Below are 25293 nucleotides of genomic sequence, written 5' to 3' on the forward strand. Positions count from 1 at the left end.
GGAGAATGGCACGTGCTCAATATCTACAACGTAAATTCGCTCGTTCATTGGGAAGAGCGGGATATCCGGTTGCGCGACGATCTGGTCCGGTTCTTTTCCGATGAAATCAGCAGCTTCCTGCGATCGGTCAACCCCGCCTGGGATGTCCGAAGGGTGGAAGCCCCGACCCTTATGCCGCGCCGCCTCGTTTCAGATGCCTATTCCCAGGAGGACATATGGGTGCAGGAACGGGTCTCGAAGACTGAGACCGAACTGTTGCTGCGGCCGGAGACAACCGCGTCAACCTATGTCTACATGCAGCATCTTCTTGGAAATCACTCCAGAACACGCCTGCCATTATGCATCTGGCAGGCTGGAAAATCCTACCGCCGGGAACAGGATCAACCGACCAAGCATGTGCGGCTCAAGGAATTCTGGCAGCTCGAATTCCAATGCGCCTTCACTGCCGACAGCGGCAACGATTACCACGCAGCCTGCCTGGAGCCGGTCCGCCGCATGATCGGATCGGTCATCCATCTGCCGACCAGAATCGTTCCTTCGGACCGCCTGCCGGCCTACTCCGAGGTCACGATGGATATCGAAGTCGACAACGACGATAAATGGATGGAGGTCTGTTCGATCTCGAAGCGCACGGATTTCCCCCAACGCTATCGCAGCCACGCCAGAAAGGGGCCTGCGATAGACCATGATGTGAGAGTACTCGAGATCGCCATCGGGCTCGATCGCTGCATCTACAATTGGAACATTGCGGCAAGCCGATAAGAATGAAGGCCGGGTTCATCGCGAACCCGGCCTTCTGATAATCGCACCAAAATATCGGTGAGGCTTACCGCGGCAGAACCGTCGAGCCCATCAAGGCCTCATCGATCGCGCGCGCCGCCTGGCGGCCTTCGCGGATCGCCCAGACCACCAGCGACTGGCCGCGGCGAACGTCGCCGGCGGTCCAGAACTTGTCGACGGAGGTCTTGTAGTCCTTGTCGTCGGCGACGACGTTGGTCGAACCGCGCTTGTCGGTGTTCAGGGTCAGCTTGCCGTCGAGTTCCTTGAGCACGCCGTCGGTGAACGGTCCACGGAAACCGATGGCGATGAAGGCAAGATCGGCACGGATGACGAATTCCGTCCCGGCGATCGGCTTGCGGCGCTCATCCACTTCGCAGCACTTCACGCCGGTCAGCACGCCGTCTTCGCCAACGAATTCCAGTGTCGCGACCTGGAATTCGCGAACCGCACCCTCTGCCTGCGAGGAGGAGGTGCGCATCTTCGTGGCCCAGAAGGGCCAGACGGCGAGCTTGTCTTCCTTTTCCGGCGGCTGCGGGCGAATGTCGAGCTGGGTGACCTTGACCGCACCCTGGCGGAATGCCGTGCCGACGCAGTCCGATGCGGTATCACCGCCGCCGACGACGACGATATGCTTGCCGCCGGCAAGGATCGGATCGGCAGGCCAGCCGACGCTGTCGATGTTTTCGCGGCCGACGCGGCGGTTCTGCTGCACGAGGTAGGGCATGGCGTCATGCACGCCGGCAAGCTCGACGCCGGGAATGCCGGCCTCGCGCGGCGTTTCCGAGCCGCCGCAATAGAGCACGGCATCATGATCGGCCAGGAGCTGCTCGACCTTGACGTCGACGCCGACATTGACGCCGCAATGGAAAGTGACACCCTCGCCCTTCATCTGCTCGACGCGGCGATCGATGAAGTTCTTCTCCATCTTGAAGTCCGGGATGCCGTAACGCAGCAGACCGCCGGGCTTCGACTCGCGCTCATAGAGATGAACGTCGTGGCCGGCGCGGCCGAGCTGCTGGGCGGCGGCCATGCCGGCAGGGCCGGAGCCGATGACGGCGACCTTCTTGCCGGTATGCACGGTTGCCGGCTGCGGGCGGATGAAGCCGAGCTCATAGGCCTTGTCGGCAATCGCCTGTTCGACGGTCTTGATGGCAACCGGCGCGTCTTCCAGGTTCAGCGTGCACGCTTCCTCGCAAGGGGCGGGGCAGACGCGGCCGGTGAATTCCGGGAAGTTGTTGGTCGAATGCAGGTTGCGGATCGCCTCTTCCCAATTGTTGTTGTAGACGAGGTCGTTCCAATCCGGGATCTGGTTGTGCACCGGGCAGCCGGTCGGGCCGTGGCAATAGGGAATGCCACAGTCCATGCAGCGAGCCGCCTGTTTCTGCACTTCCGGGTCCGACATGGGGATCGTGAATTCACGGAAATGCCGGATGCGATCAGACGCCGGCTGATACTTGCCTACCTGCCGGTCGATTTCCAGGAAGCCTGTTACCTTGCCCATGCTTTCGTTTCCTCACTCAAAAAGTGGAGCCGATGGCTCCCGTGCCTGAGGGTAAGTTCCGTTCCCTGTCCGGCACTGTAATTCAAATCCGATTCCGCTGTTCGACAGTTGCGATCGCCCAAGCGGCGACCGCAATGCGAGGCGAAACCCTCGACTGGCTTAACGAGCCGGGGCGGATTACTCCGCCGCCACGCCCATCCGGCTGCGCTCCATTTCCTCGAGGGCACGGCGATACTCGACCGGCATGACCTTGCGGAATTTCGGGCGGTAGTCGGCCCAGTGATCGAGAATTTCCTTGGCTCGCGTCGAACCGGTGTAGTGGAAATGGTTCGAAATCAACTGGTAGAGACGCTCCTCGTCGTGGCGCGTCATGTCACCCGAAACGTCGACGCGTCCCTTGTGCATGAGGTCGCCGCCATGATGATGCAGCTTCTCCAGCAGTTCGTCCTCTTCGGGAACCGGTTCCAGTTCGACCATCGCCATGTTGCAGCGGCGCGCGAAATCGCCGATTTCGTCGAGCACATAGGCCACGCCGCCCGACATGCCGGCCGCGAAGTTGCGACCGGTTTCGCCGAGCACGACGACGACGCCGCCAGTCATGTATTCGCAGCCATGGTCGCCCACGCCTTCGACGACGGCGATCGCACCGGAGTTTCTGACCGCGAAGCGCTCGCCCGCGACACCGCGGAAGTAGCACTCTCCTTCGGTTGCGCCGTAAAGCACGGTGTTGCCGACGATGATCGAGTGCTCGGCCAGGATCTTCGAATTCTCCGGCGGACGGATGATGATGCGGCCGCCCGAAAGACCCTTGCCGACATAGTCGTTACCGTCGCCGATGAGGTTGAAAGTCACGCCGCGCGCCAGGAACGCGCCGAACGACTGGCCGGCGGTGCCTCTCAGCGTGACGTTGATCGTGTCTTCCTTCAGGCCGCGATGGCCATAGCGCTTGGCAACCGCGCCCGACAGCATGGCGCCGGCCGAACGGTCGACATTCTTGATGCCGACCTCAAAGGCGACCGGCGTCTTGGAGGACAGAGCGGGCTCGGCCTTCTCGATCAGCGTGCGGTCGAGAACATTGTCGATCGGGTGCTTCTGCGCTGATGTCCAGTAGGTCTCTTCCTTCGGCGCGTCGACCTTGTGGAAGATGCGGCTGAAGTCGAGGCCCCTCGCCTTCCAGTGGGCGAGCATGTCGTCCTTCTCCAGAAGCTCGGAAGCGCCGATGATGTCGTCCAGCTTGGTAACGCCAAGCGAGGCGAGAATTTCGCGCACTTCCTCGGCGACGAAGAAGAAGTAGTTGATGACATGCTCCGGCGCGCCCTTGAAGCGCTTGCGCAGCACCGGATCCTGGGTGGCGACGCCGACCGGACAGGTGTTGAGATGGCACTTGCGCATCATGATGCAGCCGGCCGCGATCAACGGCGCGGTGGCGAAGCCGAATTCGTCCGCGCCGAGCATCGCGCCGACGATGACGTCGCGACCGGTCTTCAGGCCGCCATCCACCTGCAGGGCGATGCGCGAGCGCAGCCCGTTCAGCACCAGCGTCTGCTGGGTTTCGGCAAGGCCGATTTCCCACGGGCTGCCGGCATGCTTCAGCGAGGTCAGTGGCGAAGCGCCGGTGCCGCCGTCGAAGCCGGCGATGGTGATATGGTCGGCGCGCGCCTTGGCAACGCCGGCGGCAACCGTGCCGACGCCGACTTCCGAGACGAGCTTGACCGACACCGCCGAGGTCGGGTTGACGTTCTTCAGGTCGAAGATGAGCTGCGCGAGGTCTTCGATCGAGTAGATGTCATGGTGAGGCGGCGGCGAGATCAGGCCGACACCCGGCGTCGAATGCCGGGTCTTGGCGACGGTCGCATCGACCTTGTGACCGGGCAGCTGGCCGCCCTCGCCGGGCTTGGCACCCTGCGCCACCTTGATCTGCAGCACGTCGGCATTGACCAGATATTCGGTGGTCACGCCGAAGCGGCCGGAGGCGATCTGCTTGATCGCGGAGCGTTCCGGGTTCGGCGAGCCGTCGAAGAGCGGCATGTAACGATCGGACTCTTCGCCGCCTTCGCCGGTGTTCGACTTGCCGCCGATCCGGTTCATGGCGATCGCCAGCGTCGTATGCGCCTCGCGGCTGATGGAGCCGAAGGACATGGCGCCCGTCGAGAAGCGCTTGACGATATCGATAGCGGGCTCGACTTCATCGATCGAAATCGGCTTGCGGCCGAGCGTTTCCGCACCCTTGATCTTGAAGAGGCCGCGGATGGTGTTCATCCGGAGGGCCGACTGGTTGACCATCTCGGCGAACTCGCGATAGCGATCCTCGGCATTGCCGCGCACGGCATGCTGAAGTGCTGCCACCGCATCCGGCGTCCAGGCATGGCTTTCACCGCGCATGCGGAAGGCATATTCGCCGCCGATCTCAAGGGTGCTCGCCAGCAGCGGATCACGACCGAAAGCGGAGTTGTGGCGAGCGACGGTCTCCTCGGCGATGGTTTCAAGACCGATGCCCTCGATCATCGTCGCCGTGCCGAAGAAGTACTTGTCGACCAATTCCTGCTGCAGGCCGATCGCATCGAAGATCTGCGCGCCGCAATAGGACTGGTAGGTCGAAATGCCCATCTTCGACATGACCTTGAGGATGCCTTTGCCGACCGCCTTGATGTAGCGGTAGACGACTTCCGTGGCGTCCACTTCCTTCGGGAATTCGCCGCGCTGATGCATGTCGAGCAGCGTGTCGAAAGCGAGATAGGGGTTGATCGCCTCGGCGCCATAGCCGGCGAGCAGGCAGAAATGATGCACTTCACGCGGCTCGCCGGTTTCGACGACGAGGCCGACCGAGGTGCGCAGCCCCTTGCGGATCAGGTGATGGTGCACGGCGGCCGTGGCCAGCAGCGCCGGGATCGCGATGCGGTCCGGCCCGATCTGCCGGTCGGAAAGCACGATGATGTTGTAGCCGCCGCGAACGGCGGCTTCTGCCCGCTCGCAGAGACGGTCGAGCATCTCGGGCATGCCTTCGGCGCCGCGCTCGACGTCATAGGTGAAATCGAGGGTCTTGGTGTCGAAACGGTCTTCCGTGTGGCCGATCGAGCGGATCTTTTCGAGATCGCCGTTGGTCAGGATCGGCTGGCGGACTTCCAGGCGCTTGGCGTTGGCCATGCCGGTATGGTCGAGCAGGTTCGGACGCGGACCGATGAAGGAGACGAGGCTCATGACAAGCTCCTCGCGGATCGGGTCGATCGGTGGGTTCGTCACCTGCGCGAAGTTCTGCTTGAAGTAGGTGTAGAGCAGCTTCGGCTTGTCGGACATGGCCGAGATCGGCGTATCCGTGCCCATGGAGCCGATCGCCTCCTGCCCGGTCGTCGCCATCGGCGACATCAGGAGTTTGGTGTCCTCGAGCGTATAGCCGAAGGCCTGCTGGCGGTCGAGCAGCGACACGTCGCGGCGAAGCGCGCGCGGCTCCACTGGCTTCAGGTCTTCGAGGATGAGCTGCGTGCGCTTGAGCCAGCTCTGATAAGGATGCTTGGTGGCGAGCTCCAACTTCACTTCCTCGTCGGAAATGATGCAGCCCTTTTCCATGTCGATCAGCAGCATCTTGCCCGGCTGGAGGCGCCACTTCTGGATGATCTTTTCTTCGTCGACCGGCAGCACGCCGGCTTCCGACGCCATGATGACGCGATCGTCATTGGTGACGAGGTAACGGGCCGGACGCAGGCCGTTGCGGTCGAGCGTCGCGCCGATCTGCTTGCCGTCGGTGAAGGCGACGGCGGCCGGGCCATCCCACGGCTCCATCAGGGCGGCATGATATTCGTAGAACGCCTTGCGCTCCGGCGCCATCAGCTGGTTGCCGGCCCAGGCTTCCGGGATGAGCATCATCACCGCATGCGCCATGGAATAGCCGCCGCGCACGAGGAATTCGAGCGCGTTGTCGAAGCAGGCGGTATCCGACTGTCCCTCATAGGAAATCGGCCAGAGCTTGGAGATATCGTCGCCGAACAGCGGCGAGGATACCGACGCCTGGCGCGCCGCCATCCAGTTGACGTTGCCGCGCAGCGTGTTGATTTCGCCGTTATGGGCGACCATGCGGTAGGGATGCGCCAGCTTCCACGACGGGAAGGTGTTCGTCGAGAAGCGCTGGTGCACGAGGGCGACCGCCGACTCGAAGCGCGGATCGGCCAGATCCTTATAATAGGCGCCGACCTGATAGGCGAGGAACATGCCCTTGTAGACGATGGTCGAGCTCGACAGCGAGACGGGGTAGAAGTTGCTCTCCTCGCCCTCGTATTCCGCATAGATGCGGTTGGAGATCACCTTGCGCAGCGTGAACAGGCGACGCTCGAACTCCTCGTTCGTGCCGGCATCGCGACCGGCGCCGATGAAGACCTGTACATGATGCGGCTCGGTGCCGGCGATATCAGGCGCCTTCGAGAGCGAGGAATTGTCGACCGGCACGTCGCGGAAGCCGATCAGCTCCTGGCCTTCCTCGGTGACGACCTGTCTGATGGCATTCTTGAAATGCTCGATCAGCGTCTCGTCGCGCGGCAGGAAGAAATGACCGACGCCATATTCGCCCGCCTTCGGCAGGGTGATGCCCTGCAGGGCCATTTCCTCGCGGAAGAAGCGGTCGGGAATCTGCACGAGAATGCCCGCGCCGTCGCCCATCAGCGGATCGGCGCCGACGGCGCCGCGATGCGTCAGGTTTTCAAGGATGAACAGGCCGTCGCGCACGATCTGATGCGACTTCTCGCCCTTCATATGCGCAACAAAACCGACGCCGCAGGCATCGTGCTCGTTGCGCGGATCGTAGAGGCCTTGCTTCCGTGGGATGCCGGCGGCGCGTTTCGACGTTTTGGCCGTAGCGACAGCATTGGCTGCAGCGGTCTGGTCAAAAGTCATGGACGGCGTCCTGTTCGTCATCGTCTTCCCTCCGGTAAGGCCCGCGTCGCGGGCGCTCCTTCGTCCCGCGCGGTCCGTTTCCGGGGCCGACGCGCGACAGCGCTGTTGCATTGTGAAGATCCGGTCGCGAACACCGGGCCTCGTGGTGGAGCCCGTCGTCAGCGTTCCGCGCCTTGCTATTCCACCGCCGCCCTGCCCGCCGCCTCGAAGGCTTGAAAAGGCATGCTCCCGATAACTATAGCTCTAAATCCCGACATCGTCAGGACCCTCCGGCGCATCTTCGGCCTCGGCGGCCAAAATAGGACAGCAACCCTGTCCTAATTCATCAGCTCTATGCCAGAAAGCTTAAGCCTTCGCAAGAGCAAAACGGCAAAAATTCGTCAGCGAACGACGTAAGATTGCCCTTGTTGCATAATTAGAGCAATAAAGTTTCGCTGCAGCGCATCATTTTATTTGTTGATTGCGTAGATCAATTTCTGTGATGCATTCTTCAAGAGGACGCTCTTGATAGGCAGTTGCATTGGCGTAATGTCCGCCCGGCCTTATTTATCCTTCCTTCAATTCAATCCTTCATCTGGTGCACATCCATGTTCTTTGCCTCCGATAATTGGGCTGGCGCCCATTCCAAGATCGCCGAACGCCTCCTTGCCGAGTCGGGAGGGTTCGCTTCCGCCTACGGCACGAGCGACCTCGATCAGCGGGTAGAGGCCAAATTCGCGGAGATCTTCGAGCGCGAGGTTGCCGTCTTCTTCGTCGCGACAGGCTCTGCCGCCAATTCATTGTCACTCGCCAGCGTCCAGAAGCCGGGTGGGATCACCTTTTGCCACAGTGAGGCGCATGTCGCCGAAGACGAATGCGGTTCCCCTGATTTCTTCAGCGCCGCACGGCTCGCAACGGTCAAGGGTGCTGCCGGCAAGATCGACCCCGAGGCGCTTGCCACCAAGATTGCCCGTTTCCCGCAGGATGCCGTTCATCATGGCCGCGCCGCGGCGGTGACGATCACCCAGGCAACGGAAATCGGCACGGTCTATTCGCTCGCCGAGATCGATGCCATCGCCTCGGTCGCCAAGGCGAACGGCCTGCCGCTGCATATGGATGGCGCACGCTTCGCCAACGCCTTGGTTGCGCTCGACGCCAGCCCGGCTGAGATGACATGGAAGCGCGGCGTCGACATCCTCTCCTTTGGCGGCACCAAGAACGGCTGCTGGTGCGCCGAAGCGATCGTCTTCTTCAATCCAGAAAAGGCGAAGGAGATGCATTTCATCCGCAAGCGTGCCGCCCAGCTCTTCTCGAAATCGCGCTTCATCGCCGCTCAGTTCGATGGCTACTTCAAGGACAATCTCTGGCTCGACCTGGCCCGTCATTCCAACGGCATGGCCGACCGCCTGCGCGCCGGCATCGAAAAGGCGCCTGCGGCACGCCTCGCCTGGCCGACGATTTCGAACGAGGTCTTCGCGATCGTGGCCAAGTCGGCCGCCAAGACTGCCGAGGACAAGGGTGCGAAATTCTACGAATGGCCGATCCCGGAATCGCAGCCCGAACTGGTCGGCAAGGATGAGACGCTGATCCGCCTCGTCACCAGCTTCGCCACAACTGAGACCGACGTGACGGATTTCCTCGCCTGCCTCGCTTGACGGCGGGGCAAAGAAGAGCGCCGGAACCGGCCTCGGGCCGGGCGGCGCTCAACAGGGCGCCAGAAGCTTAGTTCCGATTCCGATGCGCGAACATCGTAAGGGTCGGCGGATCGTCGCGATCGGACCTCGCGGCACGATGGACGACCACCGTCATTGCCATGACGCAAGCGACAAGTCCGGATATGAAGATGGCACCATATAGCGGACGGGCTGATGTCCTTGTCCGCTGCCACTTACAGTGGCGACGGAAGCTGACGTTGGTCTGAACCGGTGTGGCTCAGGGACAGGGCATGCAGGAAGAGACGCAACAGCCGGCGAAATAAACCCAGCAAAGGCTTGATCTTATCCGCATGATCGGCCGCGGCTTTTACAATCGTGCCGGTAATGTCGCAATCGTCACGTCGATCTGAGTCCCCTCACCTTCGCCAGAATATCCTCCGACAAAGCATTGACCAGAAGTTGATTCGCACCCTTGCGCGGCACAAGCACGAACTCCACGTCCTCCAGGGCCGGCAGCCAACCCGGGGCAATCTCGGTCAACCCGGCCGGCGCCATGCTGCGGGGCTGAACGAGAACGCCCATTCCGGCGCGGGCCGCCGCCGTCAGGCCGCTGAGGCTGCCGCAGGTGACGACGATCCGCCAGGGCACCTGCTGCCGGCGCAGTGCTTCCAATGCCACTGCGCGCGTGACGCTCGGCGCGGGAAAGGCGATGAGCGGCAGCGGTGCCGCAAGCTTGCGAATGCGCTCGGGATCGCGCGCCAGCCAGATCAGCGGCTCGCGATAGACGAGCTTGCCCCTGACATCGCCGAGACGACGCTTGGCAAGCACCAGATCGAGATCGCCATTGTCCTGCATTTCATAGAGCGTGCCGCTAAGCGCGACGGTCAATTCCAGATCGACCGAGGGATGCGAGCGGACGAACTCCTCCAATACGTCGGGGAGCTGGCTGGTGACGAAATCCTCGGAAACGCCGAGCCGAAGGCTGCCGCGCAAGCTGTTGCCGGCGAAAAGCTGGCGCACGTCCCCTTCGATCGACAGCATCTGACGCGCATGCCCAAGCAGCGCCTCACCATCGCCGGTCAGGACCACACGATGCGTATCGCGAGCCAGCAGCTTGCGGCCGAGCTCTGCTTCGAGCCTCTGGATATGCTGGCTGACCGTCGACTGGCCGAGCCCGAGCCTTTCCGCCGCCAGCGTGAAGCTACCCATCTGCTCCACGGCAACGAAACTGCGCAACTGCGTGAGGTCGAGCATCCCGCTTATCCCATATTGCGATAACTGTTATTCCTTGCATCGTGGATCACAATAGGTCTATCTGCAAGGACTAATCATTAAGACTTGCAATTGCGATCGGGGTTGGCACGATGCGCCGCTTTCTTCCAGACACCTTCACCATGCTGCTCGTCCTGACGGTCGCGACCGCATCCTTCCTTCCCGTGCATGGGGCGAGCGCCCACTATTTCGGCATCGCCACCAACTTTGCCATCGGCCTGCTGTTCTTCCTGCACGGCGCGCGCCTTTCGCGCGATGTCGTCATCGCCGGTCTGCTGCATTGGCGGCTGCATCTCGTCATCCTGCTGACGACCTTCGGCATTTTCCCGCTGCTGGTGCTCGCCATAGGCCAGGTCGTACCGAACAGCATTCTGCCGGTATCGCTCTACACCGGCATGCTGTTTCTGAGCGTGCTGCCCTCGACCGTGCAGTCGTCCATCGCCTTCACGTCGATTGCCGGCGGCAACGTGCCGGCCGCCATCTGCTCCGCGTCCGCCTCGAACATCTTCGGCATGTTTCTGACGCCGCTGCTCGTCGGCCTGCTGTTTTCGGTGGGTGGCCAGGGCGGCTTTTCCTGGGATGTGCTGTGGCAGATCATGTTGCAGCTGCTCGCCCCCTTCATCGCCGGCCAGTTGCTGCAGCCGTGGATCGGCGATTGGATCCGCTCGAAGAAGAAGATCCTGATGCCGGTCGATCGCGGCTCGATCCTGATGGTGGTCTATTCGGCCTTCAGCGAGGCCGTGGTCGAGGGGTTGTGGCATACCTTCTCGGTGCTCGACATCGCCACCGTTATCGTCGCCAATATGCTGCTGCTGACTACGGTGCTCTGCATCACCATGTTCGGCAGTCGCGCACTCGGCTTCTCCAAGGCCGATGAGATTACCATCACCTTCTGCGGCTCGAAGAAGTCGCTGGCGAGCGGCGTGCCGATGGCCAACGTAATCTTCGCCGGCCAGGGCATCGGCGCCATCGTCCTGCCGCTGATGCTGTTCCATCAGATCCAGCTGATGACCTGCGCCTTCCTTGCCCAGAAATATGCCGATGCGGCCAAGCGGCGCGAGACCGCGAAGGCCGAGGCAACGGGGGCGACGAACGCCGCCTGACGTCCCCCATATCCACTCCAAAACAAAAGCGGCGCCCCGATGGAGCGCCGCTTCTTTTTTTGATCTTGGGAGGATCAAAGGCGTGCCGGCTTAAGTCCGTCAGCCCGGGCATGACGGTCGACGACCGTCAGCCTGTTTTAGTTGATGTGAGCCTCGATGGCCTTCGGAGTTTCCACCGGATCGGCCGCAATCGAGATACGACGGGGTTTCATCGTTTCCGGAAGGTTGCGCAACAGATCGATGTGCAGCAAACCATTCTTCAGCGAAGCCGCCTTGACCTCGACATGATCGGCGAGCTGGAAGCGACGCTCGAAGGCGCGCTTGGCGATGCCGCGATAGAGATATTCGCTGGCTTCAGCCGGCTCTTCGCTCTTTTCGCCCTTGACGTGAAGGACGTGGGCATGAGCCTCGATGCTCAGTTCCTTTTCATCGAAACCGGCAACGGCCATGGTGATGCGATAGGTGTTTTCACCGGTGCGCTCGATATTGTAGGGCGGATAGGTCTGAGCCTGATCCGGCTGGGCAAGAGTATCGAGCATGGTGAACAGGCGGTCGAAACCGACGGTGGAACGGTAAAGGGGAGAAAAGTCTACGTGACGCATGGAGTCCTCCTGTGAGCGACAATTGCGATTCTGAACTTGCCCCATGGCCCCGCTTCTGGCGGCCTCGGGACGGATTTGCGAGCCCGTTTGGCACCCGCAGACTGGAGATGGTGATCGCCTCTCGGGAGTTCAAGACCCCGCTCAGCCGCCCGAAACTTGGCAAAAAATCGTCGTGAACCGCAGATGAACACTCGGTTCGGAACCCGTTCAGGCAGGCGAGCCTATCAATAACACCATCGGATATACCATCATCCGATGACTGAAGTGTATCGTCCCTTCTTCTTCAGTCCTTGCTCGGCCGGCGCTGCGGATCTCTCTATCCCGCAAGCCGGCCTTTTTTCTTTCCACCACTACCGCAACAGCTTCAGCGAACCCGTCAGCGATTTCACCCATTTCGATGGACCGGCTATTCCCAGGCCATCGATGGTCTCCCCGGCAAGGTCACGACCGGGAAATGTTGCCTCATATTCCCTGTAATCGTGAAGCGACCGTGCGAAGGCTGGAAAGGGAACGATTGCCCGTTCTTCCTGCTGAGTGAGCGCCTTCAGCAGCAGCGACCGGATTGTATCGGCATCCGCCTGCAGCATCGGTACAGGCATGTTTGAGCTAATGTCGATGGTGCGATCCTCGCTATCGGTCAGAGATTGCGCCGCGAGACCGGGAAACCTTGCCCCCAGGCCGATCGCGATGGCGCTGGCGGTATTGGCGATCAGCCCGAGCGGCAGATCCGGGTTGATGACGATGGCGATACGGATATCGGGAAGCATTGGTACCCTGCTGTTGTTGGCGGTGTCTGCTCGCAGAATATCTCGTCTATCGCGGATAATCTTACCTTTAATTGCCTAAAATTGGCTTTATGTGGTATGTCCTACCTATACCGACAGACTTTAAGGTGGCCTATGCCTTCTACGCTTGAACCCATCGACCTGAGAATCCTCGGCGCGCTACAGAAAGACGGACGTCTGACGAACCAGGCACTCTCATCCGAAGTCGGGCTTTCCACATCGCCCTGCTGGCGGCGCGTGCGCCAGCTTGAGGAAACCGGAGTGATCCAGGGCTACACGGCGACCCTCGACAGGCGGCAGATCGGCCTCGGTGTCCTGGCTTTCATCAGAGTGAAGATCGACAGCCACAGCGAGGCCGAAGCCGAGGAATTCTCGCGCGACGTCCTGAAGCTGAGCGAAGTGGTGGCGTGCTACAGCATCGCCGGAGACGCGGATTTTCTGCTGCAGGTCGTCGCCGCTGACCTCGACAGCTACGCGGATTTCGCCATGGCGGTCGTCCGCCGGCTGCCGCGCATCAAGGAGATGCAGACGACGTTCGTGCTCAAGGAAATCAAGCCTTTCAGGGGGTTTCCACTGGATGTCGGGCAGCAATAAAGGCCCAAGACATGGAATGTCGGGCGCCGCAGGGAGGCGATCGCTCGTCATGCCGGGAAAAGCAAAAATCTATCGCAATTCCCCGAACTACTCGCGCTGCCTCATGATCGCCGGAACCGGCATAGTCTTCCGCGATTCCAAAGAATGTCCGAAGCGATCGAAATCTGATTGAAAAGACAGCCACAATTGCTTGTTTCACTGGCCAGGACTTGGCTGCTGTGCATGTCCCGCCAGCCCTTTACGTTTGGACCGAAGCCATCCTATTCTAGAAAAGTGGCAGCCCACCCGGGGTATTGAATGTCGGCGCTCCGTTTTTCGAAGATTTCCGCATCGCTGAACGCGCTGTTCGTTGCAATCGGTCTGTTGACCGTGGCCGCACTTACGCTGCCGAACATAACGGGACAGACCAGGCTCATCTTGGAAGTTCTGCTCGCCGGCATCTGGGCTGCCTACGTACTGCAATTGATCGAGACGCTGATCATGCAGCGGATGAGAGACGTTCGCGGCAGGGCGTTGGAAATCGCGGTCGACGTGCTTGCCGTTTTAGTCCCTGTGGCCGCATTCTTTTTCGTCGGCGGCCGCGACCAAAGCCTCTATTGTGCCATCTGGCTGCTGAAGCCGCTGCGCGGCTCAACCTTCTTCCGACTGCTGGGCAGGGTCCTCACCAAAGAAGCGCGCAATCTGATCGGCGTTACCTCGATCTTCGGCATCGTCCTGTTCGGCGCGGCGCTCGCAGCCTATATCATCGAGCGCGACGTCCAGCCTGACAAGTTCGGCAGCATCCCCCTGGCGATGTGGTGGGCGGTGGTCACGCTGTCGACCACCGGCTATGGCGACGAGATTCCGCAAAGTTTCGCCGGTCGCGTCCTTGCCGGGCTGGTCATGATGAGCGGAATCGGCATCTTTGCGCTGTGGGCCGGCATCCTCGCCACCGGCTTTTATGAAGAAGTGCGTCGCCAGGACTTCGTGCGCAATTGGCAGTTGGTTGCGGCAGTGCCGCTGTTCCAGAAGCTTGGTTCGGGCGCACTCATCGAGATCGTGCGAGCGCTGAGACCTCGCGTCGTGCCGGCCGGCGCCATCATCTGCCGCAAAGGCGAGACTGGCGACCAGATGTTCTTCATCGTCGAGGGCCGGGTCAGCGTCGCCACACCGAACCCTGTGGAGCTCGGCACCGGCAGTTTCTTCGGCGAGATGGCGCTGATCAGCGGCGAGCCCCGCTCGGCGACCGTCAGCGCCGCGACTGAAGTCTCACTGCTGTCGCTCTATTCGTCGGACTTCCAGATGCTGTCGAGCAGCAGCCCGGAGATCGCCGACATCATCCACAAAACCGCTCTCGAACGACGCGGTGCGACACCGAAAACCTGATGCAGACGACGTTGTGACAAAAACGTAGTTGCAAGCGTCGTAGGTGCCAACACCCGAGAAATTTCGAGCAACGGATAGCCCGGACCCACCGTTGACTTTTTGCGATCATTTCGTGACGTGTTGACGCTGACACAAGCGATATGGCAGCGTCGTCTGTATTGCGTCTCTCGTCATTTGATGGCGCCTATTCCGACCTTAATTGGGCACGGCTCGATGCATCCTAGACTACTCAAGACATTCCTCGCGGTCGCCCGGAACCGGAGTTTCACTCGCACAGCCGAGGAGGTCCATCTCGCCCAATCGAGTGTGAGCGATCAGATCCAGTCGCTCGAAACTGAACTTGGAGCGGCGCTCTTTATCCGGTCGAGATCGGGCTTGGAGCTGACAGCGGCGGGCGAAACATTAAGACGCTATGCCGAAGAAATTCTGACGGTTGCGGACGAGGCGCGCGCGGCCGTCGAGACAGCCGCCGGGGTTGCGGCTGGGACGGTGACGATCGGCGCGCTGGAGACAGTTGCTTCCATGAGGCTTCCGCAATGGTTATCGACTTTTCAGAGCGGTCATCCTGATATCAATCTACGAGTGAAGGTCGCCGGCAGCGGCGATCTGTTGCGAAAGCTCGAAGACGGCGAGATCGACATCGTCTTCTGTTTTGACAAGGACGGTCTCGATGAAGGCCTGGCGAAGCGAACTTTATCGGCAGAGCCGTTGATCCTCATCATGCCTCCCCAGAAGGAAGCCGCGCCGAAAAGAGGCGACTTGTCCACGCTTGCCTCCATGAGCTTTGTGGCAACCGAGGTCGGCTGCGTCTATCGACACCTGCTCGACAAGGCATTTGACGCGGCAGGGATGGCGGCACCGAAGCTCGCTGCGGAAGTCGGCAGCATCGGCACGATTGCGCGGCTCGTTGCAGCTGGAACCGGCGTCAGCCTGGTTCCGCGACTTGCCGTCGCCGACGCACTCGATCGTGGCGAAATCAGCGAGATGCCTTGGCCGGGTCCAATGCGGACAGCGTCGCTTGTGATGATCTGGCGGCGCAGGCGTATTCAGCCGCCGACCCTGAAACTGCTGCTGGCGACCGCAAGCGACAGTTTCGCGCCGGCTAAACCAGCCGATGCCCGCCCTCGACATGCAGTATCGTCCCCGTTGTAAAGGCATTGCCCATCAGGAAGCTGATGGCATCGGCGATGTCTTCCGGTTGTCCCACCCGCCCAACCGGCAGTCGTTTTGCCATGGCGCTCAGTGTCTCGTCTTTCTTGTCGCCGGCAACGAACGTCCAGATGGGCGTGTCGACCCAGCCAGGCGAAACAGCATTCACGCGGATCGGCGCCACCTCGACGGCGAGCGCGCGAACCAATCCTTCCAGGCCCGCATTGACCGCGGCAACGACCGATCCCCGCGCCGCCGGACGATAGGCCGCGATACCGGATGTGAAGGTGATGGAACCGGCAGGAGAGAGCACGGGTACGCCATATTTCGCGAGCAATAGCGGTCCGTAGAATTTACTTTCCACGACCTTTTGCGCTGCCCTGAGATCCAGTGAAGGCAGCAACTCATAAGCACCTTCGATATCGGCGGCTGTGCTGACGATGTGATCGAGTCGACCGACCCGCTCAAATAGATCGGCGACTTGGCCCTCTTGCGTGATATCGGCAGCGACAGTGGAGAGCGCCGCACTTTGGAGTTCCGCGCCGGTGCGTTTAAGTTTGTCCTCGTTCCGTCCGACGATGATGACCTCGGCGCCGATGGCGAGCGTGCGTCTTGCCAGCGCCAGGCCCATTCCGGAGCTGCCGCCGACAATAAGAATTCTTGAATTCGCGATTTCAGCAATTGCCATGGCTTTCATTCCCACAGGTGATGACTATGGCTGAGAATTCGCAGAGAGGCGCAAGGAGAGGAAACGGAGAAAAACGATAGTATCATCGGAAACGCCGATGGAGGGATATCGCGGCCAACAAACCTGTTGCAATTCCCCCAACCTGCGCTATCCCCTTGAGGTGAGCCATTTGTCAGCGAGGCGCGACATCGCAATGGATTCGATCCTCTATTCCACGGCAGACAATCCGGTGCCAGAGAACCGCACCGAGGGGTTCTTCGAGAGTTTCGACGGGTGCAAGCTGCGCTACGCCGTTTTCCGCTGCGAGCAGCCGGTCGCCAAGGGCACCGTCGTGCTGCTTCAGGGACGCAACGAGTTCATCGAGAAATATTTCGAGACGATCCGCGATCTCACGGCCAAGGGCCTATGGGTGGCAACCTTCGATCTTCGCGGCCAGGGCGGCTCGGAGCGGTTGTTGAAGGATCCGCTGCGCGGCCATATCAGGCGATTTTCGGATTACGAACATGATCTTACCGCCTTCCTCGACAAAATTGTTCTGCCGGATACGCGCCTGCCCTTCTTTCTTCTCGCGCATTCGACCGGTGGCCTGATCGCCCTGTCCGCAGCGCCAAGGCTCGCAACCCGTATTGAACGCATGGTGCTGTCGGCTCCCTTTATCGGGTTGACCGGCCACGGCGTCTCTCCGGGCCTTATCCGCTTTCTTTCCGGTGCGGTCAGCGGCGTCGGGCTCGGACGGATGCAATTCAGCAAGAAATTCAAGGAACGGCCTTTCGGCGAGAATCCGCTGACCACCGACGAGCAGCGCTATCGGCGCAACGTCGGCATTGGCGAGGCCTATCCGCAACTCAGCCTCGGCCCGCCGACGGCGCGCTGGCTGTCGCAAGCCTTCCATGCAATCGAGCGCGTCAACAGGCCCGAACACCTGTTTTCGATCCCCATTCCGACCGTGCTGATCGCGCCGACGCGAGACGGCGTCGTGCCTTATGTCGATCAGGAGCGGCTGTCGCGCTATTTTCGCGCAGCACAGCTTGTGCCCATTCACGGCGCCAAGCATGAAATCCTGCAGGAGCGGGATATCTATCGCAATCAGGCCCTTGCGGCCATCCATGCGTTCATTCCCGGCAGCGATGCGGAAACCACTGCCTATGAGGTGGAGGCGGAAGCCTAGCGCTTATCGAGACAGGATAGCGCGCGCCTGGTCATACACGGCGCGGCTGCCTGCCGCGATGATCGTGCCGCCCATTTCCGGCCGGCCGCCATCCCAGGTGGTGATGATGCCGCCAGCCTGCTCGATGACGGGAATGATGCCGCCGACATCATAGGGCTTCAACGAATTTTCGATGACGAGATCGACGTGACCGGCGGCGAGCAACGCATAGGCGTAGCAATCCGTGCCGTAGCGGAAAAGGCGGACCTGGCTCTCGATCTCGCGATATCTGGCAAGCTCCTCGCCGACGAAGAGATGCGGCGAAGTCGTGAACAGGATCGCGTTCGACAGGCTGCCGCAATCGCGGACCTCGAGTCGCCTTTCGCCGTCGGGGCCTGAGTAAGTCGAGCTGTTACCATCGGCGAAATAACGCTCGCCGGTAAAGGGCTGGTCGATCAGGCCCATGATGGCGCGGCCGTTCTTCTGCAAGCCGATCAGCGTTCCCCAGACGGGCACGCCCGAGATGAAGGCGCGCGTGCCGTCGATCGGATCGATCACCCACACATACTCGCGATCGAGACCGATACTGCCGTGTTCCTCGCCCAGGATGCCATGATCGGGAAACTCAGCCTCGATCAGCGAACGAATCGCCACTTCGGCGGCACGATCCCCTTCGGTCACCGGATCGAAGCCCCTGGCTTCCTTGTTGACCACATCGACGCCGGCGCGGAAGCGCGGCAGGGTTTCGGCCTTGGCCGCCTCGGCCAGACGAGAGAAGAACGTGTGATCGGGAAGCATGGTCAATCCGATTAAGTGACGGGATGAGCGATCCATAGCGCATATAGCTCCTGAAGCAAACCGGATGATGACGCAGTGGGCGCAATGCCTGTCAATCGGGCAAAATTTCAGAATTTGCCTAAATATTTTGCACCGCAATAAAATGCTTGACATTTGTGCAGTGCGGGATCAATATCCAGCTACAGTCTTTTGACTGTAAATACCCTCCTTGGGTGTTTCCTCCCTAGACTTAGCCGCGCCACGAGCGCGGTTCTTTTTTTGTCGGGGTTATTTTGTCTCATGGGAACGGCGCGACCAACGCGGGGCGATATCTTGCCATCCTTAGCGTGCCGAATGGGCGGGAGAGATGCCCCTATTCCGCCGCCAGCGCCGGATCGCCCGTGTAGGATTCCACATGCTCGGCCATGCGCTTCATGAAAAGCGTGATGGCGGATGCGACCTGATCGAAATCCGGGCGCTTCTCCAGCGTCACCTCGTCGACGTAGAGCGAGCGGTTGACCTCGATCTGCAGGGCATGGAGCCCGCGGGAGGGACGGCCGTAATGCTCGGTGATAAAGCCACCGGCATAGGGCTTGTTGCGCACGGCATTGAAGCCGAGTTCTTCGAGGATCTGCATGGCGGCGCGCGAAAGTTCCGCCGATGCGCTGGTGCCGTAGCGGTCACCGAGGATGAAATCCGGCCGCGCATTGCTGCCGGCGATGCGGATATTGCCCGGCATGGAATGGCAATCGACTAGCACACCGAAGCCGAACTTGACATGCGTGCGCGCGATCAGTCGCCGAAGGGTGGAATGATAAGGCTTGTAGATGGTGTCGATGCGCTTCAGCGCATCCTCGACCGGCACCCGCCGGGCATAAATTTCCATATTTTCCGCGACGATTCGCGGGATCGTGCCGAGACCGCCGGCAACCCGCAGCGAATTGATGTTGGCATAGGATGGCAATGCGCCGTCGAACATGCGCGGATCGAGCTCGTAGGGCTCGCGATTGACGTCGATATAGGCGCGCGGAAAATTGGCGAACAGCAGCGGTGCGCCGAGAGAGCTCGCCGCCGAAAAAAGCTCGTCGACGTAGTGATCCTCCGAGCGGCGGATGGCGATGCCCTGCAGGCGGGATTGAGCGATGAAATCGGGGGGGTAGATGCGGCCGCTATGTGGCGAGCTATAGACAAACGGTATCGTCTGGGAGACGGGCTCCAATACTTCGTAAATCTCGAAACTGCGCATTTCTGCGGACATCAACGTCTTTACCATGTCAACAACTTGTCGCAGTAATCATGTTGCCAGTTGCATGCGTGCAAGTCCATAGTAACTTGAGCAAAATGGCCTTAATCCAAAGCGCCGTAACCGAAATCTCCGAATGCCCGACCAGCGGAAACGCAAAGTGTTTTCGTGGGATGCACTCGCGCCTCGAATAAACAGGGAATGCCGCATCCGGCCGGTATTCACGGCTTGTTTACGGCAGAGCGCTAACCTAAACGCTGGACGAGTCCAACAAGACAAGATTGATTAGCGAAGAGATGATGACCCAAAAGATACTTCTTGCCGAAGACGATAACGACATGCGTCGCTTCCTTGTGAAGGCGCTCGAAAAAGCCGGCTACAAGGTCTTGTCCTTTGACAATGGAGCAAGCGCATACGACCGGCTGCGCGAAGAGCCGTTTTCGCTGCTTTTGACCGATATCGTCATGCCGGAAATGGACGGCATCGAGCTGGCCCGCCGCGCCACCGAGCTCGATCCCGACCTGAAGGTGATGTTCATCACCGGCTTTGCCGCCGTGGCGCTGAACCCTGATTCGAAGGCTCCGAAGGATGCGAAGGTGCTTTCCAAGCCTTTCCACCTCCGCGAACTGGTCGACGAAGTCAACAAACTCCTTGCCGCCTAAGGCTTCCGGCGGTCGCGTCACAAAACCGAAAAAAAGCCTATTGACGGCAACCAAGGTTTTGTGATCTATGCGCCGCCATCGGATGGGCGTGTAGCTCAGCGGGAGAGCACTACGTTGACATCGTAGGGGTCACAAGTTCGATCCTTGTCACGCCCACCATCCTAATTCGCTGAAAAGCAAGGCCTTTCGAGTAATCGAAAGGCCTTTTTAGTTTCGCTTTGTCGAGCTGCGCTCATCTGGTCGCGGCGCCTGCTTGTCCCAAGCAATGTTCCGCGAGCCGAATTGACCTGTCGGCCGTCAGCGATCCAGAAAATTCCGGAATACCGCCGTCGTCGGATAGGCATAGGCGCCGCGATCCACGAAGCTGTGGCGATAGAGGCAATCTCTCAGCGCCAGCCAGTAGAGGGTGCTGTTCGGGTCCGGCGACCCGCGGTGCCAGGAATAGGCCTCGGGCTCGCAATAGTTGAGAGCCTTGTTGTATTTTGCCAGCAGCACCGGATCACTGTCGACTCGGACGCCGTGGTATGTCTGATAATTAGAAGGCGCCTCGCCCGCGGAGACGCATGCCAGGCTCAAAATCGCCCCCAGCGCTAACATCATTCTCATGTGCTTTAATCTCCTGCTTTTCGCGTCTCGAATATTCGAGCGCAAGCCCGAGAATAATCACCTTTTTACAGATAGCCAATCACATGCTGCTGTCCGTCATGGTTGCGGTCGCCCGGGATCCGTCGGGGCGATTTCCCGCCATAAGCCGCTTGACTTCCGGCCGCGCCGTCATCCTACTGTCACACTAACGCATCGATCATACGGGAGGATGAGATGACGGTGGTGAAGCGGCAGTTCTATAAGAACCACAAGCCTAATGGCGACGAATATATGTTCCACCTTGCCCGCGACTCCGAAAGCGGCGAAGTCTTCGTGATCCGCCAGGCCGACTACACCGTCGATGGTGGCAGCGAGAAAGCCATGAGCCTCTACGAGTTCCTGGCCGGCGGCGGTAATCGGCAGAAAGCCCTGCTGCAGTTGATCGGCTCACTCGTGCCGGAATGACGGCAAGCGCGCCTGCGCATCGCGGCTTCGGGTTGACTGCCACATTTTGATCGGCAAACCTATAGGGGCTTAAAAGGAGCCCCTTATGCGATTCGCATGCATTGCTTTTGGATTGACGGCGCTGGCCGCTACGTCGGCTGCGGCCGTGGAAAATTTTCCGGCTCAGGGCGTCACCGCGGTCAGCGGAAAATGTTCCAAGCTCGTGGTCGGCAAGCTCGACGTCAGCAAAGGCTGTAAGACCGAGGTCGCCAGCGTGACGGGGCCGGACGGCATAGTGACCTTCATTTTCACATCCGGCGGCAAGATGCTCGGCTTCCAGGGCAACGGCGGCGGCATCAAGCCCGGCAGTCAGAAGGGCACGGCGCAGTTGCCGATCGAGGTCATCTCCACCGGCGCCGGCAACAAGATGTCAGGCCAGGTCGAAGCCAAGGGCACCTGCACCTTCGGCAATCCCTATTCGGGCAAGCCGGTCACCATCGAATGCTCGGCAAAATCGACTGAAATGAGCTTCAACGGCAGCTTTACGTCCGACGGCAAGACGCCACGTCACAAATAAACAGTCGGCGGCGGCCTATTAGTGCGAACCGCCTTTTCGCTTGTTGCCGTGATTGGCATCGGCTGGCGCTTCGCGCGAGAGATCGGCGCCGTTGACATGGGCGGGAACATGCACGTCCTCTTGCGTCACGGGGTGCAGCGTCAGATCGACCTGGTGCGGCGGCAATACCTGCGCCTGACGCAGCGTATTCGACCGCGCCTTCTTCTGCCGTTCCGTCAGTTCCGGCTTCGGCTCCCGTGCATTTCGTTGGATGGGATTGGGACTCATGGACGTTTCTCCTGTCGGTCGCTGTTATCCAGACACTAGAAGCCGCCTGGCAGATGGGACAAACATGCCCGAAGGTCAAACGCCGCCTTTCCCGTTTGGTTCCCCGAATTCTCAATTAGCGGGAGCAATAGTCTCGACCGCGATTTCAACCCTTGACGTGCGTCGCGACTTCACTAACTATGGGTCATCTCCGCGCCTTCTGACATCGGCGACGGATTGAACTTTGGTGCCGGGCCCCTCTGGCGAGAGTTTTTACGGCGCTCTCGCGATGTCGGTACCGCCTGCAGATGAGCCGGCGGATTTCTTCTTATGAACAGCTTGACCATGCGTTATCCGCATGCCGTCTCCGGCGTGTGGCTGCGCGCTCGATCCGGATATCGTCATTTCGTCTGCCGCGAGGTGCGCTCATGACGCCGCCCGCAGCCTCCAAATCCGTGCTCGGCTATTTCGGCTGGGCTTTCGCCGTCACCTTGGGCGGCCTTGCTCTCGGCGCCCTGCTGGGCTGGAACGCCACCGGGACGTTCGGCGGCCTTGCCACGGCCTTCTTCATCTGCGCGGTGCTGGCCGTATTGGAGATCTCGCTCTCCTTCGACAATGCCATCGTCAACGCCAACAAGCTGAAGGAAATGACCCCGGTCTGGCAGCATCGCTTCCTGACCTGGGGTATCATTATTGCCGTCTTCGGCATGCGCATCGTCTTTCCGCTGGCAATCGTCGCCATCGCGGCCCACATCAACCCGTGGGAAGCGCTGAAACTTGCGGCCGCCGAACCGGAACAATATGCGCGGATCATGCAGGATGCGCATCTCGCCATCGCCGCCTTCGGCGGCACCTTCCTGATGATGGTTGGCCTCACCTACTTCTTCAACCATGAAAAGGACGTGCATTGGATCAGCTTCCTGGAGAAGCGGATGGCGCATTTCGCTACCATCAAGGGCGTCGAAATCGCCTTCGTGCTGATCCTTGTTCTCATCTTCAGCTCCCTGCTCGACGGCAATGAGTCGACGACATTCCTTCATGCCTCGATCTACGGTCTCCTGACCTTCCTGCTGGTCGAGGTTCTCGCCGGATTTCTCGATGCCTCCCAAAAAACGATGAGCACAGCCGCAAAGGGCGGTTTCGGTGCTTTTCTTTATCTGGAAATCCTCGACGCGAGTTTCTCGTTCGACGGAGTGATCGGAGCCTTCGCACTCACCCAGAACCTGTTCATCATCGCCATCGGTCTCGGCATCGGCGCGATGTATGTTCGCTCCATGACGATCATGCTGGTGGAGAAGGGCACGCTCGCCCACTATCGCTACCTCGAGCATGGCGCCTTCTATGCCATCCTGATCCTGTCGGTGATCATGTACATGCAGACGCTGATGCATATCCCCGAAGTCATCACCGGCCTTGGTGGTGCTGCCTTGATCGGTGTCTCTCTCTGGTCGTCGATCCGCTACAACAAGCGCAACGGCGTTGCGCATGATGAACGGAGCCACAGGGCGAAGGCGTAGCGCGCAAGCGATGGCCGCCGCCGCATCTCGAGCCGGTTGGCGGCCATATTTCGCAACGTCGAATCCCTTTCGAGGGCTTTCGTCTCGATATCCGGGACCATGGCCCTGCGTGCGTTCATCCGAATTTCCACACGAAGATCGCCGAATGTTTGCGATCACAGCAGATAGGCCTAGCGTTTTCTGCAAAAATATCGCAATGGCGATAGAAGTTGTCCAAGAAGCGTGAGCGAGGAACGCAAAAGTTGCGATCTTTCGCGATAAGCTCCCGAATGAAGTGTCTAGGAGAGGCAGAGCATGGCAGCCAAAATCGTTCCGGTGATCATGGCAGGTGGCAAGGGCACGCGTCTGTGGCCGCTCTCGCGCGCCTCCGCCCCGAAGCAATTCATCCAGTTCATCGGCGACAGAACGCTGTTTCAGAATACGCTGGAACGCGTTTCGGATCCGGAACTCTACGAAGCGCCGATCGTCCTCACCAACGAGGAGTTCCGCTTCCTCGTCGCCGAGCAGGCACGCGAACTGGACCTTAAGCTGGCCGCCGTGCTGTTGGAGCCGGTCGCCCGCAATACGGCCGCCGCCGTCGCCGCCGCCGCCGCACTCATCACCGATCTTTTCGGCAAGGACGCGATCATGCACGTCCTCGGCTCCGACTATGAGATCCACGCCAACGCGACCTACTACGACTGCGTGCGTCTGGCTCGCGATACGGCACTCCAGGGCAAGCTCGTCACCTTCGGCATCACACCGACCGAGCCCGCGACCGGTTACGGCTACATCGAAAGCGGCAAGGCGCTGCCGACCGGTGCCCATGCCGTCAAGCGCTTCGTCGAGAAGCCGGCGCTGGAAAAAGCCCAGGAGATGGTTGCAAACGGCAGCTTCTACTGGAACTCGGGCATGTTCATGTTCTCGGCTGCCCAGCTTCTTGCCGAGATGAAGGAATATGCACCCGATGTCGAAAAGGCTGCCAGCAAGGCCGTTTCCAAATCGACACGCGATCTCGATTTCACCCGCCTGGATGCAGATCATTTCTCCAAGAGCCCCGATATCTCCATCGACTATGCGCTGATGGAAAAGACGGCCAATGCAGCCGTCGTACCCTCGCCCTTCACCTGGTCCGATCTCGGCAGCTGGGATGCGGTCTGGAAGGTCGGCAATCGCGATGAAAGCGGCAACGTCTCTGCCGGTTCCACGACGCTGGTCAACACCAAGAACTCGCTCGTGATGTCGCACAGCCTCCATATTGCCGTGCAGGGCCTTGAGGACGTCGCCGTTATCGCCAGCGAAGACGCCGTCTATGTCGGCCATCTCAAGGATAGCCAGGAAGTCGGCAAGCTCGTGAAGCTCTTGGCGAGCGAAAAGAAGACCGCCAAGCTCACCGAGACGCATCCGACATCCTATCGCCCCTGGGGCGGCTATACCTCGGTGCTGAACGGCGAGCGCTTCCAGGTCAAGCGCATCTTCGTGCTGCCGGGCAAGAAGCTGTCGTTGCAGAAGCATCACCATCGCTCCGAGCACTGGATCGTCGTCAAGGGCACGGCGGAAGTGACTGTTGGCGAGAACGTGCAGATGCTGCGTGAAAACGAATCGATCTACATCCCGCTTGGCGAAGTGCACCGTCTCTCCAACCCCGGCAAGATCCTGCTCGAACTGATCGAAGTGCAGACGGGCTCCTATCTCGGCGAAGACGATATCATCCGCCTGGTCGACGAATTCGGCAGAAGCTGAATTCCCGCATTAAAACAAA

Annotated in this window: 22 protein-coding genes and 1 tRNA gene; 13 read left to right on the top strand and 10 right to left on the bottom strand. The window is 60.3% G+C overall.

All coding sequences use genetic code 11. The features are described 5' to 3' along the window. Positions 1–12 precede the first annotated feature (12 nt). The gene (locus GA0061101_RS08375; RefSeq protein WP_037196384.1) at positions 13–762 is read left to right on the top strand and encodes an aminoacyl--tRNA ligase-related protein; all 750 of its coding nucleotides are present in this window, start codon (positions 13–15) and stop codon (positions 760–762) included. A gap of 64 nt (positions 763–826) precedes the next feature. On the opposite strand, the gene GA0061101_RS08380 is transcribed toward GA0061101_RS08375, so the two are convergent. Together GA0061101_RS08380 and gltB are read right to left on the bottom strand one after the other, a co-directional pair. Beyond that, on the bottom strand, positions 827–2281 hold the full coding sequence (locus tag GA0061101_RS08380; protein ID WP_037196383.1) for a glutamate synthase subunit beta: 1455 nt from the start codon (positions 2279–2281) through the stop codon (positions 827–829). Between the two features lie 177 nt (positions 2282–2458). Beyond that, positions 2459–7183, bottom strand: coding sequence for a glutamate synthase large subunit (gene gltB / locus GA0061101_RS08385; protein WP_037196382.1), 4725 nt, complete (start codon positions 7181–7183; stop codon positions 2459–2461). 566 nt (positions 7184–7749) lie between these two features. On the opposite strand from gltB, the gene GA0061101_RS08390 reads away from it, so the two are divergent. Further along, the gene (locus tag GA0061101_RS08390) at positions 7750–8796 is read left to right on the top strand and encodes a threonine aldolase family protein (RefSeq protein ID WP_037196381.1); all 1047 of its coding nucleotides are present in this window, start codon (positions 7750–7752) and stop codon (positions 8794–8796) included. 396 nt (positions 8797–9192) lie between these two features. On the opposite strand, the gene GA0061101_RS08395 is transcribed toward GA0061101_RS08390, so the two are convergent. After that, on the bottom strand, positions 9193–10050 hold the full coding sequence (locus tag GA0061101_RS08395; RefSeq protein ID WP_047555326.1) for a LysR family transcriptional regulator: 858 nt from the start codon (positions 10048–10050) through the stop codon (positions 9193–9195). A gap of 110 nt (positions 10051–10160) precedes the next feature. Between GA0061101_RS08395 and GA0061101_RS08400 the strand changes: the two genes are divergently transcribed. Beyond that, positions 10161–11171 (top strand): bile acid:sodium symporter family protein, encoded by a 1011-nt coding sequence (locus GA0061101_RS08400; RefSeq protein WP_047638978.1) that lies wholly within the window; start codon positions 10161–10163, stop codon positions 11169–11171. A 137-nt stretch (positions 11172–11308) separates the two neighbouring features. Here the strand turns inward: GA0061101_RS08400 and GA0061101_RS08405 are convergent, their stop codons facing one another. Next, positions 11309–11773: an Hsp20 family protein gene (locus GA0061101_RS08405; protein WP_037196378.1), complete on the bottom strand. Its 465-nt coding sequence runs from the start codon at positions 11771–11773 to the stop codon at positions 11309–11311. Between the two features lie 350 nt (positions 11774–12123). Beyond that, positions 12124–12540, bottom strand: a complete 417-nt coding sequence (locus GA0061101_RS08410) for a DUF2000 domain-containing protein (RefSeq protein ID WP_047555443.1) — start codon at positions 12538–12540, stop codon at positions 12124–12126. 132 nt (positions 12541–12672) lie between these two features. On the opposite strand from GA0061101_RS08410, the gene GA0061101_RS08415 reads away from it, so the two are divergent. The 3 genes from GA0061101_RS08415 to GA0061101_RS08425 all read left to right on the top strand — a co-directional run bounded on the left by GA0061101_RS08415 (position 12673) and on the right by GA0061101_RS08425 (position 15669). Next, positions 12673–13152, top strand: coding sequence for an Lrp/AsnC family transcriptional regulator (locus GA0061101_RS08415; protein WP_047555324.1), 480 nt, complete (start codon positions 12673–12675; stop codon positions 13150–13152). A gap of 297 nt (positions 13153–13449) precedes the next feature. Then, complete coding sequence (locus GA0061101_RS08420; RefSeq protein ID WP_047555323.1) at positions 13450–14517, top strand: cyclic nucleotide-gated ion channel; 1068 nt, start codon at positions 13450–13452, stop codon at positions 14515–14517. Between the two features lie 213 nt (positions 14518–14730). Then, a complete protein-coding gene (locus GA0061101_RS08425) occupies positions 14731–15669 on the top strand; it encodes a LysR family transcriptional regulator (RefSeq protein ID WP_092573460.1) in 939 nt (312 codons plus the stop codon). On the opposite strand, the gene GA0061101_RS08430 is transcribed toward GA0061101_RS08425, so the two are convergent. Beyond that, positions 15620–16354, bottom strand: coding sequence for an SDR family oxidoreductase (locus tag GA0061101_RS08430; RefSeq protein ID WP_047555442.1), 735 nt, complete (start codon positions 16352–16354; stop codon positions 15620–15622). The two genes, GA0061101_RS08425 and GA0061101_RS08430, sit on opposite strands and share 50 nt — an antisense overlap. Positions 16355–16547: 193 nt before the next feature. Between GA0061101_RS08430 and GA0061101_RS08435 the strand changes: the two genes are divergently transcribed. Further along, positions 16548–17522, top strand: coding sequence for an alpha/beta fold hydrolase (locus tag GA0061101_RS08435; RefSeq protein WP_092573547.1), 975 nt, complete (start codon positions 16548–16550; stop codon positions 17520–17522). A 3-nt stretch (positions 17523–17525) separates the two neighbouring features. On the opposite strand, the gene hisN is transcribed toward GA0061101_RS08435, so the two are convergent. Beyond that, complete coding sequence (gene hisN / locus GA0061101_RS08440) at positions 17526–18299, bottom strand: histidinol-phosphatase (RefSeq protein WP_037196371.1); 774 nt, start codon at positions 18297–18299, stop codon at positions 17526–17528. A 352-nt stretch (positions 18300–18651) separates the two neighbouring features. Then, entirely contained in the window at positions 18652–19536 is an 885-nt protein-coding gene (locus tag GA0061101_RS08445; RefSeq protein WP_037196586.1) for an N-formylglutamate amidohydrolase, read from the bottom strand. 284 nt (positions 19537–19820) lie between these two features. On the opposite strand from GA0061101_RS08445, the gene cpdR1 reads away from it, so the two are divergent. Both cpdR1 and GA0061101_RS08455 read left to right on the top strand, forming a co-directional pair. Beyond that, complete coding sequence (cpdR1, locus tag GA0061101_RS08450; protein ID WP_004117561.1) at positions 19821–20183, top strand: response regulator CpdR1; 363 nt, start codon at positions 19821–19823, stop codon at positions 20181–20183. Between the two features lie 84 nt (positions 20184–20267). Further along, positions 20268–20342, top strand: a tRNA-Val gene (locus GA0061101_RS08455). A 138-nt stretch (positions 20343–20480) separates the two neighbouring features. Here GA0061101_RS08455 and GA0061101_RS08460 read toward each other — a convergent pair. Then, positions 20481–20789, bottom strand: coding sequence for a hypothetical protein (locus tag GA0061101_RS08460; RefSeq protein WP_037196369.1), 309 nt, complete (start codon positions 20787–20789; stop codon positions 20481–20483). A gap of 213 nt (positions 20790–21002) precedes the next feature. On the opposite strand from GA0061101_RS08460, the gene GA0061101_RS08465 reads away from it, so the two are divergent. Next, positions 21003–21233 carry a hypothetical protein gene (locus GA0061101_RS08465; protein WP_037196367.1) on the top strand — a complete coding sequence of 77 codons (231 nt, stop codon included), beginning with the start codon at positions 21003–21005 and terminating at the stop codon, positions 21231–21233. Positions 21234–21318: 85 nt separating this feature from the next. Continuing rightward, positions 21319–21789 (top strand): hypothetical protein, encoded by a 471-nt coding sequence (locus GA0061101_RS08470; RefSeq protein ID WP_037196365.1) that lies wholly within the window; start codon positions 21319–21321, stop codon positions 21787–21789. 18 nt (positions 21790–21807) lie between these two features. On the opposite strand, the gene GA0061101_RS08475 is transcribed toward GA0061101_RS08470, so the two are convergent. Continuing rightward, positions 21808–22056: a hypothetical protein gene (locus GA0061101_RS08475; RefSeq protein ID WP_037196364.1), complete on the bottom strand. Its 249-nt coding sequence runs from the start codon at positions 22054–22056 to the stop codon at positions 21808–21810. A gap of 407 nt (positions 22057–22463) precedes the next feature. On the opposite strand from GA0061101_RS08475, the gene GA0061101_RS08480 reads away from it, so the two are divergent. Together GA0061101_RS08480 and GA0061101_RS08485 are read left to right on the top strand one after the other, a co-directional pair. Continuing rightward, positions 22464–23552 (top strand): DUF475 domain-containing protein, encoded by a 1089-nt coding sequence (locus GA0061101_RS08480; RefSeq protein WP_092573461.1) that lies wholly within the window; start codon positions 22464–22466, stop codon positions 23550–23552. Between the two features lie 294 nt (positions 23553–23846). After that, on the top strand, positions 23847–25274 hold the full coding sequence (locus GA0061101_RS08485) for a mannose-1-phosphate guanylyltransferase/mannose-6-phosphate isomerase (RefSeq protein ID WP_037196362.1): 1428 nt from the start codon (positions 23847–23849) through the stop codon (positions 25272–25274). Positions 25275–25293 lie beyond the last annotated feature (19 nt).

This window comes from Martinezella lusitana, from assembly GCF_900094565.1.
GTDB lineage: Bacteria > Pseudomonadota > Alphaproteobacteria > Rhizobiales > Rhizobiaceae > Rhizobium > Rhizobium lusitanum.

Bases quoted from the DNA above. Each gene is read 5' to 3' on its own strand.
- GA0061101_RS08380 (WP_037196383.1), bottom strand. From the start codon at position 2,281: ATGGGCAAGGTAACAGGCTTCCTGGAAATCGACCGGCAGGTAGGCAAG.
- gltB (WP_037196382.1), bottom strand. From the start codon at position 7,183: ATGACGAACAGGACGCCGTCCATGACTTTTGACCAGACCGCTGCAGCC.
- GA0061101_RS08390 (WP_037196381.1), top strand. From the start codon at position 7,750: ATGTTCTTTGCCTCCGATAATTGGGCTGGCGCCCATTCCAAGATCGCC.
- GA0061101_RS08395 (WP_047555326.1), bottom strand. From the start codon at position 10,050: ATGCTCGACCTCACGCAGTTGCGCAGTTTCGTTGCCGTGGAGCAGATG.
- GA0061101_RS08400 (WP_047638978.1), top strand. From the start codon at position 10,161: ATGCGCCGCTTTCTTCCAGACACCTTCACCATGCTGCTCGTCCTGACG.
- GA0061101_RS08405 (WP_037196378.1), bottom strand. From the start codon at position 11,773: ATGCGTCACGTAGACTTTTCTCCCCTTTACCGTTCCACCGTCGGTTTC.
- GA0061101_RS08410 (WP_047555443.1), bottom strand. From the start codon at position 12,540: ATGCTTCCCGATATCCGTATCGCCATCGTCATCAACCCGGATCTGCCG.
- GA0061101_RS08415 (WP_047555324.1), top strand. From the start codon at position 12,673: ATGCCTTCTACGCTTGAACCCATCGACCTGAGAATCCTCGGCGCGCTA.
- GA0061101_RS08420 (WP_047555323.1), top strand. From the start codon at position 13,450: ATGTCGGCGCTCCGTTTTTCGAAGATTTCCGCATCGCTGAACGCGCTG.
- GA0061101_RS08425 (WP_092573460.1), top strand. From the start codon at position 14,731: ATGCATCCTAGACTACTCAAGACATTCCTCGCGGTCGCCCGGAACCGG.
- GA0061101_RS08430 (WP_047555442.1), bottom strand. From the start codon at position 16,354: ATGGCAATTGCTGAAATCGCGAATTCAAGAATTCTTATTGTCGGCGGC.
- GA0061101_RS08435 (WP_092573547.1), top strand. From the start codon at position 16,548: ATGGATTCGATCCTCTATTCCACGGCAGACAATCCGGTGCCAGAGAAC.
- hisN (WP_037196371.1), bottom strand. From the start codon at position 18,299: ATGCTTCCCGATCACACGTTCTTCTCTCGTCTGGCCGAGGCGGCCAAG.
- GA0061101_RS08445 (WP_037196586.1), bottom strand. From the start codon at position 19,536: ATGTCCGCAGAAATGCGCAGTTTCGAGATTTACGAAGTATTGGAGCCC.
- cpdR1 (WP_004117561.1), top strand. From the start codon at position 19,821: ATGACCCAAAAGATACTTCTTGCCGAAGACGATAACGACATGCGTCGC.
- GA0061101_RS08460 (WP_037196369.1), bottom strand. From the start codon at position 20,789: ATGAGAATGATGTTAGCGCTGGGGGCGATTTTGAGCCTGGCATGCGTC.
- GA0061101_RS08465 (WP_037196367.1), top strand. From the start codon at position 21,003: ATGACGGTGGTGAAGCGGCAGTTCTATAAGAACCACAAGCCTAATGGC.
- GA0061101_RS08470 (WP_037196365.1), top strand. From the start codon at position 21,319: ATGCGATTCGCATGCATTGCTTTTGGATTGACGGCGCTGGCCGCTACG.
- GA0061101_RS08475 (WP_037196364.1), bottom strand. From the start codon at position 22,056: ATGAGTCCCAATCCCATCCAACGAAATGCACGGGAGCCGAAGCCGGAA.
- GA0061101_RS08480 (WP_092573461.1), top strand. From the start codon at position 22,464: ATGACGCCGCCCGCAGCCTCCAAATCCGTGCTCGGCTATTTCGGCTGG.
- GA0061101_RS08485 (WP_037196362.1), top strand. From the start codon at position 23,847: ATGGCAGCCAAAATCGTTCCGGTGATCATGGCAGGTGGCAAGGGCACG.